This is a genomic window from Hydrogenophaga sp. (genome assembly GCF_030373245.1).
In the GTDB taxonomy this organism is placed as follows: Bacteria; Pseudomonadota; Gammaproteobacteria; order Burkholderiales; family Burkholderiaceae_C; genus Hydrogenophaga.
In genome coordinates this window covers 972,691-987,391 of record NZ_JAUCZF010000001.1, presented here as the reverse complement: position 1 = coordinate 987,391, position 14,701 = coordinate 972,691, and the positions used below count along the sequence as shown (strand labels likewise).

General features: G+C 66.9%; 16 protein-coding genes and 1 pseudogene. 8 read left to right on the top strand and 9 right to left on the bottom strand.

Annotation, left to right across the window (positions count from 1 at the left end; all coding sequences use genetic code 11):
• Position 1: 1 nt before the first annotated feature.
• Positions 2–889 carry a mechanosensitive ion channel domain-containing protein gene (locus QUV25_RS04725; RefSeq protein WP_300861700.1) on the top strand — a complete coding sequence of 296 codons (888 nt, stop codon included), beginning with the start codon at positions 2–4 and terminating at the stop codon, positions 887–889.
• A gap of 5 nt (positions 890–894) precedes the next feature.
• Here QUV25_RS04725 and QUV25_RS04720 read toward each other — a convergent pair whose 3' ends face one another.
• Together QUV25_RS04720 and QUV25_RS04715 are read right to left on the bottom strand one after the other, a co-directional pair.
• A complete protein-coding gene (locus QUV25_RS04720; protein WP_300861699.1) occupies positions 895–2,220 on the bottom strand; it encodes a sulfatase-like hydrolase/transferase in 1,326 nt (441 codons plus the stop codon).
• Between the two features lie 14 nt (positions 2,221–2,234).
• On the bottom strand, positions 2,235–3,200 hold the full coding sequence (locus QUV25_RS04715; protein WP_300862042.1) for a tripartite tricarboxylate transporter substrate-binding protein: 966 nt from the start codon (positions 3,198–3,200) through the stop codon (positions 2,235–2,237).
• A 175-nt stretch (positions 3,201–3,375) separates the two neighbouring features.
• On the opposite strand from QUV25_RS04715, the gene QUV25_RS04710 reads away from it, so the two are divergent.
• The gene (locus QUV25_RS04710; RefSeq protein ID WP_300861697.1) at positions 3,376–3,852 is read left to right on the top strand and encodes a MarR family transcriptional regulator; all 477 of its coding nucleotides are present in this window, start codon (positions 3,376–3,378) and stop codon (positions 3,850–3,852) included.
• Between the two features lie 13 nt (positions 3,853–3,865).
• On the opposite strand, the gene QUV25_RS04705 is transcribed toward QUV25_RS04710, so the two are convergent.
• From QUV25_RS04705 to QUV25_RS04695, 3 genes and pseudogenes are all read right to left on the bottom strand, one after another.
• Positions 3,866–4,942: a calcium/sodium antiporter gene (locus tag QUV25_RS04705; protein WP_300861695.1), complete on the bottom strand. Its 1,077-nt coding sequence runs from the start codon at positions 4,940–4,942 to the stop codon at positions 3,866–3,868.
• 67 nt (positions 4,943–5,009) lie between these two features.
• Entirely contained in the window at positions 5,010–5,981 is a 972-nt protein-coding gene (locus tag QUV25_RS04700) for an ornithine cyclodeaminase family protein (RefSeq protein WP_300861694.1), read from the bottom strand.
• A 35-nt stretch (positions 5,982–6,016) separates the two neighbouring features.
• Positions 6,017–6,168: pseudogene (locus QUV25_RS04695) on the bottom strand (ABC transporter ATP-binding protein); the annotation flags it as partial.
• A 79-nt stretch (positions 6,169–6,247) separates the two neighbouring features.
• Here QUV25_RS04695 and QUV25_RS04690 point away from each other — a divergent pair.
• The 4 genes from QUV25_RS04690 to dmeF all read left to right on the top strand — a co-directional run bounded on the left by QUV25_RS04690 (position 6,248) and on the right by dmeF (position 8,968).
• Entirely contained in the window at positions 6,248–6,637 is a 390-nt protein-coding gene (locus QUV25_RS04690; protein WP_300861692.1) for a hypothetical protein, read from the top strand.
• Between the two features lie 113 nt (positions 6,638–6,750).
• The gene (locus QUV25_RS04685; protein WP_300861690.1) at positions 6,751–7,539 is read left to right on the top strand and encodes a HupE/UreJ family protein; all 789 of its coding nucleotides are present in this window, start codon (positions 6,751–6,753) and stop codon (positions 7,537–7,539) included.
• Positions 7,540–7,584: 45 nt separating this feature from the next.
• Positions 7,585–7,935: a DUF6488 family protein gene (locus QUV25_RS04680; RefSeq protein ID WP_300861688.1), complete on the top strand. Its 351-nt coding sequence runs from the start codon at positions 7,585–7,587 to the stop codon at positions 7,933–7,935.
• A gap of 16 nt (positions 7,936–7,951) precedes the next feature.
• Complete coding sequence (gene dmeF / locus QUV25_RS04675; RefSeq protein WP_300861686.1) at positions 7,952–8,968, top strand: CDF family Co(II)/Ni(II) efflux transporter DmeF; 1,017 nt, start codon at positions 7,952–7,954, stop codon at positions 8,966–8,968.
• 157 nt (positions 8,969–9,125) lie between these two features.
• On the opposite strand, the gene QUV25_RS04670 is transcribed toward dmeF, so the two are convergent.
• Entirely contained in the window at positions 9,126–9,863 is a 738-nt protein-coding gene (locus tag QUV25_RS04670) for a hypothetical protein (protein WP_300861683.1), read from the bottom strand.
• 168 nt (positions 9,864–10,031) lie between these two features.
• On the opposite strand from QUV25_RS04670, the gene QUV25_RS04665 reads away from it, so the two are divergent.
• Together QUV25_RS04665 and QUV25_RS04660 are read left to right on the top strand one after the other, a co-directional pair.
• Entirely contained in the window at positions 10,032–10,412 is a 381-nt protein-coding gene (locus QUV25_RS04665; protein ID WP_300861681.1) for a VOC family protein, read from the top strand.
• Between the two features lie 24 nt (positions 10,413–10,436).
• On the top strand, positions 10,437–11,045 hold the full coding sequence (locus tag QUV25_RS04660) for a class I SAM-dependent methyltransferase (protein ID WP_300861678.1): 609 nt from the start codon (positions 10,437–10,439) through the stop codon (positions 11,043–11,045).
• A gap of 146 nt (positions 11,046–11,191) precedes the next feature.
• On the opposite strand, the gene QUV25_RS04655 is transcribed toward QUV25_RS04660, so the two are convergent.
• From QUV25_RS04655 to QUV25_RS04645, 3 genes are all read right to left on the bottom strand, one after another.
• Positions 11,192–12,418, bottom strand: coding sequence for an MFS transporter (locus tag QUV25_RS04655; protein ID WP_300862040.1), 1,227 nt, complete (start codon positions 12,416–12,418; stop codon positions 11,192–11,194).
• Positions 12,419–12,635: 217 nt separating this feature from the next.
• Positions 12,636–13,517, bottom strand: coding sequence for an alpha/beta fold hydrolase (locus QUV25_RS04650; RefSeq protein ID WP_300861676.1), 882 nt, complete (start codon positions 13,515–13,517; stop codon positions 12,636–12,638).
• Between the two features lie 18 nt (positions 13,518–13,535).
• Complete coding sequence (locus QUV25_RS04645; protein WP_300861674.1) at positions 13,536–14,648, bottom strand: patatin-like phospholipase family protein; 1,113 nt, start codon at positions 14,646–14,648, stop codon at positions 13,536–13,538.
• Positions 14,649–14,701 lie beyond the last annotated feature (53 nt).

Here is a 14,701-nt window from a genome sequence, read left to right as displayed (position 1 = left end):
GATGAACACCCTTGAAAACACCTGGACCTGGCTGCAAGGCGCCATGGCCTGGCCCATCATCCAGACCACCGATTTCCGCATCAGCGCTGGATCGCTGGCGGCGCTGGTGGTGCTGGTCCTGCTGCTGTTCTGGGCCAGCAAACGGCTGCAACGCTGGCTCAGCGAAGGACCGGTGTTGCGCAACCGGCTCGACCCGGGCGCGCGTATGGCGGTGGCGGCGGTGGTGCGCTACACCGTGCTGCTGGTCGGCCTGCTGGCCATCGTGCAGACGGTGGGCATCGACCTCACCACCTTCAACGTGATGGCCGGTGCCATCGGTATCGGCGTGGGCTTTGGCCTGCAGAACGTGGTGAGCAACTTCATCGCCGGACTCATCATCATGTTTGAGCGGCCGGTGAAGATCGGCGACCGCATCGTCGTCGGCGGCGTGGCGGGCAACGTGGTAGACATCGGAGCGCGCAGCACTACGGTGCTCGACAACGACAACATTGCCGTCATCGTGCCCAACTCCAAGTTCATCACCGAAGACGTGATCAACTGGAAATACAACGACGACAACGTGCGCTTTCACGTGCCAGTAAGTGTGGCCTATGGCACCGACGCGCAACTCGTCAAGCGCGTGTTGCTGGAAGTGGCCCACGCCGATCCCGACGTGCTGGACGAACCCGAGCCCAACGTCTGGCTCCAGGCCTTTGGCGACGACGGCGTGGCCTTTGAGCTCATGGTCTGGTCGGCCACCATGGTCGACCGCAAGGGTAAGCTGATCAGCCAGCTCAACTACGCCATCTACGAACGCTTCAACGCCGAGGGCATCGAGTTCCCGTTCCCGCAGCGCGACCTGCACATCAAGGGTGGCGTGCTCGGTATCCGGCAAGTGCCAGCCGGGTAACGTGGTCAGCGCTGCGGCATGTCTTTCACGCCATAGCCCAGACTGACCGTTGCGTCCTCGGGAATGGGCGGCATGGTGGCATCCCAGGCGAGCCAGCGCTCGCGCATGGCTGCCAGGCACTCGGGCTCGCGCCGCGCGAGGTTGGCGCGCTCGCGCTCGTCGGCCGGGATGTTGAACAGGTATTCGTGCCCGTCGACCATCAGGTACTTCCATTCGCCCTCGCGCAGCGCGCGCTGGCCGCGGTGGTTCATGCGCCAGTGCAGCGGGCGTTCGAAGTGGTGGGCTGGGTCGCGCAGCAAGGCGCTGAGCGACACGCCATCCAGCGGGTAGTCCGGGTGGGGCTGACCACCCCCTTCGGCCAGCAGGGTGGTTGACCAGTCCATGGTCATGCAGTGCTGGGCGCTGACGCCACCGCCGGGGATGACCGCGGGCCAGTGCGCGATCCAGGGCACCCGGATACCGCCCTCGGTCAGGTCCATCTTGCCGCCCACCAGCGGCCAGTTGTCGGAGAAGCGCTCACCGCCGTTATCGCTGGTGAAAACGATCAGCGTGTTTTCCAGCAGGGATTCGCTGCGCAGCGCGTCCACGATCCAGCCGATGCCTTCGTCCATGTGGTGGATCATCTTGCGGTAGCTGTGCAGGTTGCCGCCGTCGAGGTGAAACAGGTTTTTCGCCACCTCGGGCGCGATGTGGGCGTCGTCGCGCGTTTCCCAGGGCCAGTGTGGTGCCGTGTAGTGCAGGCTGAGGAAAAAAGGCTGGCCCGCTCTCGCATCGGCCGCGCGCTGGTGCACATGGTCGACCGCGCGCTTCGAGAACACATCGGTCAGGTAGCCCACTTCCTTGTGCGTCTCTTCACCGATGTAGAGGTCGTGGTCGCCGGCGGAGGAGCAATGGGTGAAGTAGTCCACGCCGCCGGCCATGATGCCGAAGAACGTGTCGTAGCCCGAGCGCTGCGGACCGAAGTGTGGCGGGTAGCCCAGGTGCCACTTGCCGATCAGCGCGGTGTGGTAACCCGCGCCTTGCAGCAGGGACGGCAGCGTCGGGATCTCGGGCGGCAGACCCAGCGTATCGCTGCCCTTGCTGCGGCTGTTGATGGGCTCTTCCAGCGCACCGCGCAAGCGGTACTGGTAGCGCATGGTCATGAGCGCAAACCGCGTGGGCGAGCACACGGGCGAGTTGGCATAGCCCTCGGTCAGCCGAAGACCGCCGGCGGCCAGCGCGTCGATGTGGGGCGACACCGGCCCTTCAGGTCGCGGCCGCGCGCCGTAGCACCCCAGGTCGGCAAAGCCCAGGTCGTCGGAGACGATGAAGAGGATGTTGGGGCGATGCATGGCCGCCGGCATGTTCAGGGCTTGAAGCCTGACTTCTGCACCACCGGCGCCCACTGGGCGCGGTAGGCGGTGAGCATGGCGCGGGTCTGTGCGGCGGTGCTGGAGACCGGGTCGAGCTTGGCTTCGGTGAAGCGGCGTTGCGTTTCAGGGTCCTTCATCACCTCGGCAATGGCGGCCGACAACTGGGCCACGCGCGCGGCCGGCATGGCGGCCGGTGCAAAAAACGCGTTCCATCCATCGGCGGCCAGTTTCAGGCCGGCTTCGTTGAAGGTGGGCGTGTTGGGTGCAAACGGCGAGCGCTGCTTGCCCGATGACGCCAGGATGCGCAGCTTGCCGCCGTCCTGCTGCGGCAGCAAGGTGTCCAGCGTGTCGAAGGCGACGGGGATCTGACCGCCGAGCAAATCGTTGAGCAGCGGGCCCGAGCCCCGGTATCCCACCACCTGGCCTTTCACGTTGGCCTGCTCGGCCACCATCAGCGCAAAAAAGTGCGGCAGGCTGCCGGTGGCGGGCACGCCGAAATTGGCCTTCTCCGGGTTGGCCCGCAGCCACGCCAGCAGGTGGTTGAGTTCGCGCACCGGCACTGCGCTGCTGACCGCCACCGCAAACTCGTACTGGCTCACGTGCGAGACCGGCTGGTAGTCTTTTTCGGGGTCGTAGCCGACATCCTGGTAGATCAGCGGCGCCACGACCATGATGGCGGGATTGGCCAGCATCAGCACGTTCTGGTCGGCCGGTGTGCTGCGCAGCTGTTGCGCAGCGAGCCGCCCGCCGGCGCCGGCCTTGTTCTCCACGATCACCGGCACACCCAGTTTGGGCGTGAGCTTTTCGGCCACGATGCGGGCCACGCGATCGGACGAGCCGCCCGGCGCGTAGGGCACGACCAGGCGCAGGTTGCCTTGCAGGGCCTGGGCGGCGGCGGGCAGGCTTGCGATGGCGCTGAGGGAGGCCAGGGCGGCGGCGAGCAGGGTGCGGCGAAACATCATGGTGGGTCTCCGATGGTCGGTGGCAAATCCGGGAAAAGCAGGCATGGCCGACGCGCCATGCGGTGCTTGCATGCAGGCTTTCCCCAAGTGGGGAACCCATGCTAAACATTCACAATCAATTGCAGAAATCAATTGATCTGGGTGTTTTCCCGCTCCCAGCCCACCCGCCCGCATGTGCCCAACACCCGCCGATCGCCTCAGCCAGCCGCAGCAAATAGCTGACCTGCTGCTGTACCGACTCTACCGCCTGCAGGCCACGGCGGGCGCGCGCGTGATCCGCCTGTGTGAGCGCGAATACGGCCTCACCCGGCGCGAATGGCGGGTGTTGTCGTTTTTGTCGGCGCACGAAGGCGCGCTCTCCAGCGAGCTGGCCGATCACGCCATGCTGGACCGCGCGCGCACCTCACGCACGCTGACCCGGCTGGACGAAAAAGCCCTGATCCAGCGACAGCCCAGGCCGTCCGACCGGCGCGAGGTGCATGTGTCGTTGACCGCGGAAGGCCGCCGGATCGCGGGAGAGCTGTTTTCCAAGGTGGCCGAGATCAACCATGCGCTGATGGCCGGTTTGAGCGCCATCGAGCGCCAGCAGCTCGACGCGCTGCTCGTCCGCCTGCAGGCGCAGGCCGACGCAACGGCCTCGCCAGCCTGAAGGGCCGCAGGCCTCAGACCTTGCCGGTGCTCCGCACCATGGCCACCACCATGGCGATCACGGTCAGCGGCAGCACGAAGCTGGTCATCACCATCGCGTAAAGCGGCAAAGAGGCACTTTGTTGCGCCAGCAGCACCAGGTAGCTCACATAGGCCACGTAATAGAAAAGGAACACGCCGCCTTCCCAGCGCGCGATTTCGCGCCCGGTCATGAAGACAGGCAGGCAGGCCAGGGCCACCGCCACCATCACCCAGATGTCGAAGCTCATCACCGAGGCCGGGATCACCAGACCCGCGCTGCCCGCCGCCATGCCCGACAGGCCCACGCAGCCCAGGAGGTTGAAGGTGCTGCTGCCCACCACATTGCCCACCGCAATGTCGCGCTCGCCCTTGATGGCCGCCATCACCGAGGTGGCGACTTCGGGCATGGAGGTGCCCGCGGCCACGATGGTGAGCGCGATCACCACATCGCTCACGCCCAGCGCTTTGGCAAAGATCACCGAGGCGGTGACCAGCCAGTTCGAACCCAGCACCAGAAAGGCCAGCCCGATCACGATCAGGCCCAGCTGCACCGGCAGGCGCTCGTCCCAGCCGCCTTTTTCCGCCGGCTTGAACTCCGCCGCGTACTCGTCGTTGGCGGCCCGAGTCTCGCCGCGCGACTGCACGATGAGGAACACGGTGTAGGCCAGCAGCAGGGCAAACAGCATGCCGCCGTCGAGCAGGCCGACATTGCCGTCAAGGGCAAACACCAGCAACAGCAGTGAAGCGCCGAGCATGATCGGAACCTCCTGGCGGATCAGCTGGATGTTGACCACCAGCGGCGTGATCAGCGCGGACAGGCCCAGGATGAAGAGCACGTTGAAGATGTTGCTGCCCACCACGTTGCCAATGGCGATGTCGGTCTTGCCTTCAAGCACCGCGCCCACCGAGACCGCCATCTCCGGCGCGCTGGTGCCAAAGGCGACGATGGTCAGGCCCACCACCAGCGGCGAAATGCCGAATGACAGCGCCAGCTTGGACGCGCCGCGCACCAGCAGCTCAGCGCCACCGACCAGCGCCGCCAGGCCAGCGAGAAACATCAGAATCGTCATGAAAATACCGCGAAAGGGCCAGCGCGATGCCGCGCAAAAATGAGGTGTGTGTGCCGACTGGCGCGGTTCAGACCGCTTCGGCTCGGCGTGAATCGTAAATCAGAACTGCGGCGGCCAAGTCTTCCAGGGCTGTGCCCACCGCCTTGAAGACAGTGCGCTCGGTCGCGCTCTTGCGCCCTGTGGCCACGCCTTTGCAGAGCGTGGTCAGCGTGCCCCGCACATCGGTTTCGCTCATCACGCCGTGGGCGATCGCCACCAGCAGATCGCCGCTTTTCTTCAGCGCCTCGTCGGTGTCCACGAACACGCGCGCCTGCTCGAAACAAGCGTCGTCGGCCTCGCGCATGGCGGGCGTGAAGCTGCCGATCAGGTCCAGGTGCGAGCCTGGCGCCAGCCAGGCACCGCGCACCACCGGCTCCGTGGCAAGCGTGGCGCAGCTCACGATATGGGCCTCGGCACAGGCGGCCTGCAGGTCGGTGGCCGCTTCGGCCTGGAAACCTTCGGTTTTCAGCAGACGAGCGAGCTTCTGCGCTTCTTCGGGGCGCCGTGCCCAGACCGTCACCTGTTCGATCTTGCGCACCGCGCGCCAGGCCGCCGGCAGCAGGCGCGCCACCTTGCCCGCGCCCACCACCAGCAGGTGGCTGGCGTCTTCGCGCGCCAGGTATGAGCCGCCCAGGGCCGACGCAGCCGCGGTGCGCCGCGCGGTGATCTGGTCGCCGTCCATGTGGGCCAGCGGCACGCCGGTGCGCGCGTCAAACAGCAGGTAGCTGCCGTGCAGGCCGGGCAGGCCGCGCTTGGCGTTGCCCGGCGCGATATTGACGATCTTCACGCCGTAATACCGCCCCGGTATCCAGGCCGGCATGATGAGCGAGGTCATGCGCCGGCTGGCGATGTCGCCGCCGGCATCGCTCAGCGGGCTGGTGATTTCATGCACATGGCGCGCCGGCGTTTCCACACCGCTGGCAAAGCGCTCCCGGATGGCGGGGATCAGACGGTCAAAGGGCAGGGCGGCTCGGGTGGCGTCGGCGTCAAAAAAGTGCATGGGAGGATGGTAGCCGCCCGGCGAGGCCGTTGCGCTCAGGCCATCGGCTCCAAAGCCCGTCCTTCACCCACTTCTTCCACGGTTTGCCCGTCGCGGATGTGGTAAATGCGCTTGAAGGTGGGGATATTTTTTCGTCGTGCGTGACCACGACGATGGCGGTGTTGGCCTGGCGCGCCATCTGGTTGATGGATGCGCGAGGTCAAGCGCATGGCCACCGTACCCGTACAAAGATCGCTTCAGGCATCGCGCCGATAGAATCCAGGTCTGTGAAATCCATCCTCGTGTCCTGGTTCCTGATCGGTGGCCTGCTGCTGCAGAGCCTGGCCTGGGCGCTTCCGGCCGAGCGCATGGACCAAGCCGAGCGACTGGCCCATGCGCTCGCGCATGCGATCGACCACGGCCATCACCAGCACGACACGCTGGGCCACGACGACCTGGGCGCCGCGCTACCGACCGAGGCCGGCCACAAGAATCAGGTTGATCACGCTCCGCACCACGTGCATGCCAGCGAAGGCGCGCAGTTCCAGGGCCTGCCGGTGGCGGCGGCTCTGCCGCCCTCGGCCTTGCCGCGCAACGCACCCAGGGCGCGGCCTGCGGTGCATCCGCCCTCGGCCGATCTGGCCGGCCTGCTGCGTCCCCCCAAGTCCCGGGCCTGAGACTTTCCGGGTGCCCACCGGGTGCCCGACCTCGCGCACCATGGTTCGCGCGAGGTCAGCCGTGCCGCCAGCGTCGCTGCGGCCCGGACCTCTTCCCGAACACAGGACTTTTCATGAACGTTTCACGCTTGCGAAGCGCAGCCATCTGGCTGCTGCTCGCCCTCGCGCCGCTGGTCGCCCTGGCCCACGGCATCTCAGATGCCGACAAACAGCGCATGCTGGATGGCGGCTACCTGCAGTACGTGGGCCTGGGCGCCAGCCACATGCTCACCGGCTACGACCACCTGCTGTTCCTCTTCGGCGTGGTGTTCTTTTTGACCTCGTTCAAGGACGTCGTCAAATTCGTCACCGTCTTCACGGTGGGCCACAGCATCACCCTGGTTTTTGCCACGCTGATGCACATCACCTGGAACTACTACCTGATCGACGCCATCATTGCGCTCAGCGTGATGTACAAAGCCTTTGACAACAACGGCGGCTTCCAGAAGCATTTTCAGATGGCCTCGCCCAGCCTGCTGTGGATGGTGTTCGGCTTTGGCCTGCTGCACGGCTTTGGTCTGTCCACCCGCCTGCAGCAGCTGCCGCTGGGCAACGACTTCGCGAGCGAACTGGGCCGCATCCTGAGCTTCAACGTCGGCGTGGAGCTGGGCCAGATCGCGGCCCTGACCGTGATGGTCGGCCTGCTCGCCCTGTGGCGGCACCGCGCCTCGTTCAAGCGCTTCAGTTACGCCGCCAACCTCGCCCTGTTCTACGCGGGTGTCTACCTGCTCTTCACCCAGTTGCACGGCTACCAGCACGACACCCACCCCGACAGTTTCCGTTTCCCCGCCGCCGAGCACCGGCACGCGCACGAAGACATGGCGGTCGAAGACACCCGCGACACCAGCCGCGATGGCCTTTGAATCCGTTTCCCCCTTGTTGATCTGCAACACCTTCAGGAACCCATCATGAAAACCACCCTCTCCATCTGCGCCCTCACCGTCTCCCTGTTCGCCGCACCCGCCGCACTCGCCGACGTGGGCGGCAGCTGCCACTTCCACGGCAACAAACCCGCCACCGAGGCCGTCGTCACCGATTGCGCCAACCAGCGCAAGGCCTCGCTGATCAAGGCCGGCAAGCTCGACGCGTCCTGGCAAGCCGTCAAGCTCGACAAGGCCGAGCTGGTGGACGGCAAGAAGGGCAAGGAGTGGAAGCTGTCGTTCAAGAACCCGGCCGTGAGCGATGCCGCCAAGCAGACGCTCTACATCTTCTTCTCGCAGCCGGGCAACTTCATTGCCGCCAACCACACCGGGAAGTAAACCCCGGCGCAGCGTCATGAACGACCCCACCACCGCCGCCGCTCCGGCGGCGCACAGTCACCACTTCCACCAGGACAACCGCGCCGCCGAGCGGGGTACGCAGGCCGTGCTCTGGATCACCCTGACCGCCATGGTGCTGGAGATCACCGCCGGCTGGTGGTACGGCTCCATGGCGCTGCTGGCCGACGGCTGGCACATGAGTTCGCACGCGGTCGCGATCGGCGTCAGCGCTGCCGCCTACGCGGCGGCGCGTCGCCTGGCGAACGACCAGCGCTTCGCCTTCGGCACCTGGAAGATCGAGGTGCTCGGCGGCTTCGCCAGCGCCCTGTTTCTCCTTGGCGTGGCGGCGCTCATGGTGGTGGCCTCGGTGGACCGGTTCTTTGACCCTCAGCCCATCCGTTATCGCGAAGCCATTGCAGTCGCGTGTCTCGGTTTGCTGGTCAACCTGGTGTGCGCCTTCATCCTCAGCCGCTCCGACGACCACGCTCATCACCATGGGCATGTTCATGGACACGACCATGACCATGGGCACGACCACGCACACGGCCATGCCCACGAAGACCTGAACCTCCGCTCGGCCTACCTGCACGTGCTGGCCGACGCCGCCACCTCGGTGCTGGCCATCGTCGCCCTGGTTGGCGGCTGGCTCTGGGGCTGGGACTGGCTCGACCCGCTCATGGGCATCGTCGGTGCGGTGCTGGTGGCGGTGTGGGCCAAAGGCCTGATCCGCGACACCAGCCGCGTGCTGCTCGATCGCGAAATGGACCACCCTGTGGTGGCCGAAATCCGCGTAGTGGTGGAAGGTCTGGGTGCCGCCGGCAGCACCCAGCTGACCGACCTGCACGTCTGGCGGGTGGGCCGTGGCAGCTACGCCTGCGCGCTCACCGTGCAGACCCGCGAGGCGAACCTCACACCCCACACCGTGCGCGAGGCGCTCGCGGTGCATGAAGAGATGGTGCACGCCACCATCGAGCTCCACCAACATCACAGTTCCTGCCCCGGCAGCGCCAATGCGGCAACGAGCCGAGCTTGACAGGGCGAAATACAGCTCTGGAAAAAAGGCCTGCCCCGCATCCTAGACACCCTCGAAGCCCTGGGCCGCGCGCAGCGGGCGGGAGCGGCTGGCTGGGCTGAGCAGATCTGAGGGAATGGGAGGCAGTCACAGTTCGTGACTGCCTTTGAGTTTCAGGCTACAGGGCCGAGGCAGCCTTCTTGGCAATCTCGCCCAGCCCGGATCGCAGCGCCTCTTTGGCTTTCAACGGGTCTGCGATGAGCGCGGCGCGGGTAGGGAACGTGAACTGGACGTCACTAGGCAAATGGGTGAGCGAGCCGAGCGGTTGTGCAGCGTACAGAAAGGTTTCCTCAAAGTACGTCTGCTGGCAGTCGCCGGCCAGCAGGCGCACAGAGGCCACCACGCGCGGCGCGACGGACGAGGTCTCTGCATAGCCCGTGGAGATGCCGGTGAAGAGCACGGCGTCGTACTTGCCGGCAACGGAACCGCAGACCTCGGTGTCTTTGGATTCAGACTTGGTCATGGGCGGCAGCACGGTGGCCTGGTAGCCCTTCGCCAGGAGGTGAGACAGCACGTTCTCGTTCCAGTGGCGGGCGACGTCAGGCTGGGTGGGCTTGATGGCCGCCATGAATTCGCTGGTGGCGTTCTGCATGCGGTTGGCCTCAATGCCCCCCAGCACCAGACCACCCAGAGCGCCAAACGCATAGAGGGCCGCACCCCCCGGCAGCTGACCAGGATTCAGGAAATATTCCTGCGGCTCCGGTGTCTCAAAGACCGCCACGGTCTTGATCTTTTGCTTGGATTCTGGCGCCAGGGCCGTCTTCTTGACCGTCGAACAAGCGGCCAGCAAGGAAACCAGAACCAGTGCGACAGAAATGCGTTTGAAACCCAATGGGACCTCCCAGTCTTTGAACATGGGGCAGGAGTTTACCGGTCGGTAGGACTCGCCGAACGCGGAGATCGCTGCGCCCAAGTGACTTGCCGCCGAGTGACCGCCCGGTAACATCCACCCGGCCTGATCCACCCCGCTGGATCAGGCCTGCCGTTCCACCGCCCTCTGTGGGCCACCCAAGGAGACAGACTCTTGTTCAGCCATGTCATGGTCGGTACAGCCGACCTCGAAAAATCCCGCCAGTTTTACGACGCCGTGCTGGGCACGCTGGGCATCGGCCCTGGTGTGGCCAACGGCAGCCGCTTTTTCTACCGCAGCCCCACCGGCACCTTTGGCATCACCCTGCCCATCAACGGCGATAGCGCGTGCCACGGCAACGGCAGCACGATCGGCTTTGCCGCCAGTTCGCCTGAGCAGGCCGACGCCTTCCACGCCGCCGGCGTGGCCCATGGCGGAACCACCTGCGAAGACCCGCCGGGCCTGCGCGGCAGCCCCGGCGCGCAGATGTACATCGCCTATCTGCGCGACCCCGACGGCAACAAGATCTGCGCGCTGCACCGCGTGCCGCGCTGAGTTGCGCCCCTCAGGCGTTCATCCTTGAAGTCGACCAGCGCGGCCACCTTCGACGAAGCGTATTACCAGCGCTTCTATTTCGACCAGAAGACGAGGGTGGTCGACCCGCAGCACATGGAGCGGCTGGGGGATTTTGTCTGCAGCTACCTGCAGTTCCTGCGCGTGCCGGTGCACCGGGTGCTGGATGTGGGTTGCGGCATCGGGCTGTGGAAAGCCGTCGTGGCGCGGCATTTCCCGCTGGCCACGTACCACGGCGTTGAGTTCAGCCCTTACCTGTGCGAGCGCTATGGCTGGGAACCCGGTTCGGTGGTCGATTACCGCGCCGAGGCACCGTTCGACCTGGTGATCTGCCAGGGTGTGCTGGCCTACCTGAACCCGGCTGACCTCAAGCGCGCTTTGCACAACCTGGGGCAGCTCTCGCACGGCGCGCTCTACCTGGAAGCCTTGTCGCGGGAAGACTGGGAGCTGGGCATCGTGGACGAGGACCTCACCGACCCCGGCCTGTTCCGCCACCGGGCCGCGCTCTACCGGCGCGGGCTGGAAGCAGGCTTCACGCCGCAGGGTGGCGGCCTGTGGCTCAGCCGCCAGGCCGAAGTGCCGCTGTTTGCGCTGGAGACGCTGAACCAGGGCTGAAGCCTGGCGCGCGCGCCGTTTCGGCCCACCGGCTCCCTGCGGCAGCCCGGCAACATGTTTCTCGGTTGGCGGGTGCCTGCCGCGATGAATTTATTCGGTGTGGCCACCCAGGCACTTGGCGTGGCGCAGAGCACGGGCGCGAGAGTTCAGTGCGTTTCCTGCACCCGCTTCGGTTCCTGTGCCTGCAGCAACAGCGGCGAGCGGGGCAGCCAGCGAAACGCGGTGGAGCCCAGCGCGAGCAGCGCGCCGATGGTGATCATCACCGCGCGGTAGGGCTCGATGCCCTGGGTCTGCGCCCAGTTGGCCACCTGGCCAGTGAGCCACTGCACCAGGCCCACGCCGAGGAACAGCGCCATGGTGAACACCGAGAGCGCGCGCCCGGTGAGATCGGGCGGGTAGGACGAGCGCACGTCGGAATACTGCAGCACCGCATAGCCCGACAGCATCGAGATGCTCACCACCAGCGCCATGTTGAGCATGGCGTGGTGCACCAGCCCCAGGGCCATGTAGAGCGCGGCCACCAGGAGGGAGAAGTTGACCATCCAGGTGCGCCGGCGGGTCGGTCCGGGATCGAAGCGGCCAAACAGGGCCGGGGCAAAGAGCGAGATCAGCGACATCACCAGCGCCATGTGGCCGCTCTGCACCAGCGTGAAGCCGTAGCGGTCGATCAGCATGGGCGCGATCCACAGCCCGCGCAGCGCCAGGAACGAGGCGTAGGCGACCATGCCGAGCATCAGAATGCCGAGCGTGTGTGGCAGCAGAAACAGCGCGCCGAAGCGGCGCACCGCCACGCCCCAGCGCTCGCGCTCAGGTGCTGCACCCGCCAGGGCCGGCTCGTGGACCCGGCGCCAGATCAGCAGCCACGCCAGCACCGACAAGCCGGCCAGCAGCGCAAAGCCGCTGCGCCAGCCCCAGCGCTCGACGAGCCAGGCCAGCGGGGTGCCGGTGAGCAGCAGGCCGGTGCCACCAATGCCCAGGCCAATGCCTGAAACAAATGCAAAGCGCGAGCTCGGAAAATGCCGGGAGATGAACACGGTGCAGGCCAGAAAGGCCGGCGCGCAACCCACGCCGATCAGCAGCTGGCCCATGAGCAGCCAGCCGTAGCTGGGTGCTGCGGCCGACAGGGCGGCACCAGCCACAGCCAGCGGGAAGGCGGTGAGCACGGTGCGGCGCAAGCCATACAGGTCCATGCCGATGCCCATGAAGAACTGCGTGACGCCAAACGACAGGCCAAACAGCCCGGCAAAGGTGCCCAGCGAAGCGGGCGTGAGACCAAAGTCGCCCTGCAGGCTGGGCGCCATGATGGCGGTGACGCTGCGGTAGGCCTGGCTGAGCGCGAAGGCCGAGAGCAGCGCCAGCAGCATGGCCCACAGGAGGGCCTGCGACGGCGGTGCGCCGCCGGCGGGGGCGTTGGCTGGGTCGGGCTCGGCGGTGGGGGGGGTCACGGGCAGGGTGGGAATGGGTGAGTCATGCAGCGTAGCGGTTGAGGCCGGAGTGGGCTGTCGCGCTTGCCGCAGCGCCAGCGGCGCCATGGGGTGAACGCGATCCTTGCCGTCGCAGGCCGAAGCAGGTCGGCCCTGGCCGGGTGCCTCAGGTGGTGCGGCGCAGAAAATCGAGCACCGCCTGTTCGGCCTGGGCGGGGTCGGCAAAGCCCTCGTGGCCGCCATCGAGTTCGAGCAGCGTTGCGCGGGCTGCGCCGCGGCGCAGCATGAGTGCGCGCGCGTCGGCCAGGGGAACGGTGCTGTCCTGCCGGCCGTGCAGCAGCAGCACCGGGCAGCGCGCCTGGGCCAGCGTGGCCTGCGGCGCGATGGGGTCGAAGCGGGTCCCGATGACGGCTTCGATGTAGCGGTTCACCAGCCAGCCCAGCGGCCAGAAGGGCACTCGGTAGGACGCGAGCCAGCGGCGCATGACCTGCTCGGGGTGAGCAAAAGCCGAAACGCTGACCGCTGCGGCCAGACCTGGCCGGCGCGAGGCCACCAGCAGAACCGCGGCAGCGCCTACCGAGTGGCCCAGCGCGGCCAGGCGCTGAGGGTTCACACCGGGCTGTCGGGCCAGCCAGTCGAGCGCGGTGTCGAGATCGTCGGCGAACGTAGGCAATGAGCTGTGGCCGCCGCGCGCGCTGCGGCCATGGTTGCGCGCTTCGGGCAGCAACACCGCATAGCCAGCGGCGTGCAAGGCCTGGGCTGCAGGCAGCAGGGTGCTGGCGTTGCCACCCCAGCCGTGCAGCAGCACCACGGCTGGCGCGCTGATCGATGCAGTCGCGGGCGCGGGCACGTACCAGGCAAACAGGTGCTGGCCCGCCACGCCGGGAATCTGGACGTCGTTGGCCGGCAGGTTCAGCCCGGCGGGAGTTGGACCTTCGGTGCTCGCGGTGGGCGCGAGGCCACGGTGCAGCAGCTGGCGCGCGCCGAGCAGCGCGGCGGCGCCACCGCCAGCCAGTACGACCCAGAACCAGGGCAGGGTGGACGTCATCGGCGGGAACGCTAACGCTCAGGGCATCAGCTCAGTGGGCAGTGTGAAGGTGGAGCGCTGGCCAAGGTGCTTGCCGTGTTTGGCCAGCCAGGTGTCTGCGGTCTGGCGGCCGATGTCGTGCAGTTGCTGAAGGAAGGCGCGGCTGGTCTGGGTTTTGCTGGACGCGCCGAATTGCGACAGCTCGGCCTCGGCGTCGAGCCGGTGCAGACGCAGGTCGTCGATGCGGCGGAACAGGGAGCGGCGGTAGGCGCAGTCGGGCCGTCCGGCATCGGCCAGCACTTCCTTGATCAGGCCGATGGTGCGCAACTCCTTGATGAGGCTGGCATTGAACGTGACCTCGCTGGCGCGGTCCAGGATGTCTTCGGCGGTGGTGGGCAGGGTGTCGCGTCGGCTGGGGTTGATCTGCACCAGCAGCAAGTCGTCGGCGTCGGTCTCGGCGATCAGCGGCAGCAGCGCGGGGTTGCCGGCGTAGCCGCCGTCCCAGTACGCCTCGCCGTCGATTTCCACGGCCTGGAACAGCAGCGGCAGGCAGGCCGAGGCGAGCACCATGTCTGCGGTGATCTCTTCCTGGCGAAAGATGCGCAGCTCGCCCGTGGCGACATGGGTGGCGGCAATGAAGAGGTGGGTGCGGTCGCAGGCGCGCACGGCCTTGAAGTCGACCGTGTCGGCCAGGATGTCGCGCAGCGGGTTGAGGTTGAGCGGGTTGAGCTGGTAGGGCGATAACTGGCTACCCACGTATTGCGCGGCCTGCTGCAGTGGTGCCAGCCAGGGTTTGAGCCAAGGGTTTTCGGGGCCGAACAACAGGCCCAGTGGCGAGTCCTGGAGCTGGCTGAAAGGCGAGGCGTCAGCCACCCTGTGCCAGAAGCGGCGCAGCGCGGCCCGCGCGCCGTCGCGCCCGCCCTCCATCAGGCCAGCGGCGAGTGCCACCGCGTTCATGGCGCCGGCGCTGGTGCCGCTGATGCCGGCAATCTCCAGCCTCTCGTCTTCGAGCAGGCGGTCGAGCACGCCCCAGGTGAAGGCGCCGTGGGAGCCGCCGCCTTGCAGGGCGAGGTCGATGCGCAGGTGGCCTTTTTTGGCGGGGCGCTGGGAGCGAGACGTCGAGCGGGAGGCGGATGGTGTGGCGCTTGGCATGCAGGGCTCCGGGAACAGGATGTGGTCATTGTGCAGTGCAGCAGCGCGGGGAC

Coding starts and splice junctions, on each gene's coding strand:
- QUV25_RS04720 (WP_300861699.1), bottom strand. CDS start 2,220: ATGCATCGCCCCAACATCCTCTTCATCGTCTCCGACGACCTGGGCTTT.
- QUV25_RS04705 (WP_300861695.1), bottom strand. CDS start 4,942: ATGACGATTCTGATGTTTCTCGCTGGCCTGGCGGCGCTGGTCGGTGGC.
- QUV25_RS04725 (WP_300861700.1), top strand. CDS start 2: ATGAACACCCTTGAAAACACCTGGACCTGGCTGCAAGGCGCCATGGCC.
- QUV25_RS04645 (WP_300861674.1), bottom strand. CDS start 14,648: ATGCCAAGCGCCACACCATCCGCCTCCCGCTCGACGTCTCGCTCCCAG.
- QUV25_RS04715 (WP_300862042.1), bottom strand. CDS start 3,200: ATGTTTCGCCGCACCCTGCTCGCCGCCGCCCTGGCCTCCCTCAGCGCC.
- QUV25_RS04680 (WP_300861688.1), top strand. CDS start 7,585: ATGAAAACCACCCTCTCCATCTGCGCCCTCACCGTCTCCCTGTTCGCC.
- QUV25_RS04685 (WP_300861690.1), top strand. CDS start 6,751: ATGAACGTTTCACGCTTGCGAAGCGCAGCCATCTGGCTGCTGCTCGCC.
- QUV25_RS04670 (WP_300861683.1), bottom strand. CDS start 9,863: ATGTTCAAAGACTGGGAGGTCCCATTGGGTTTCAAACGCATTTCTGTC.
- QUV25_RS04710 (WP_300861697.1), top strand. CDS start 3,376: ATGTGCCCAACACCCGCCGATCGCCTCAGCCAGCCGCAGCAAATAGCT.
- dmeF (WP_300861686.1), top strand. CDS start 7,952: ATGAACGACCCCACCACCGCCGCCGCTCCGGCGGCGCACAGTCACCAC.
- QUV25_RS04700 (WP_300861694.1), bottom strand. CDS start 5,981: ATGCACTTTTTTGACGCCGACGCCACCCGAGCCGCCCTGCCCTTTGAC.
- QUV25_RS04650 (WP_300861676.1), bottom strand. CDS start 13,517: ATGACGTCCACCCTGCCCTGGTTCTGGGTCGTACTGGCTGGCGGTGGC.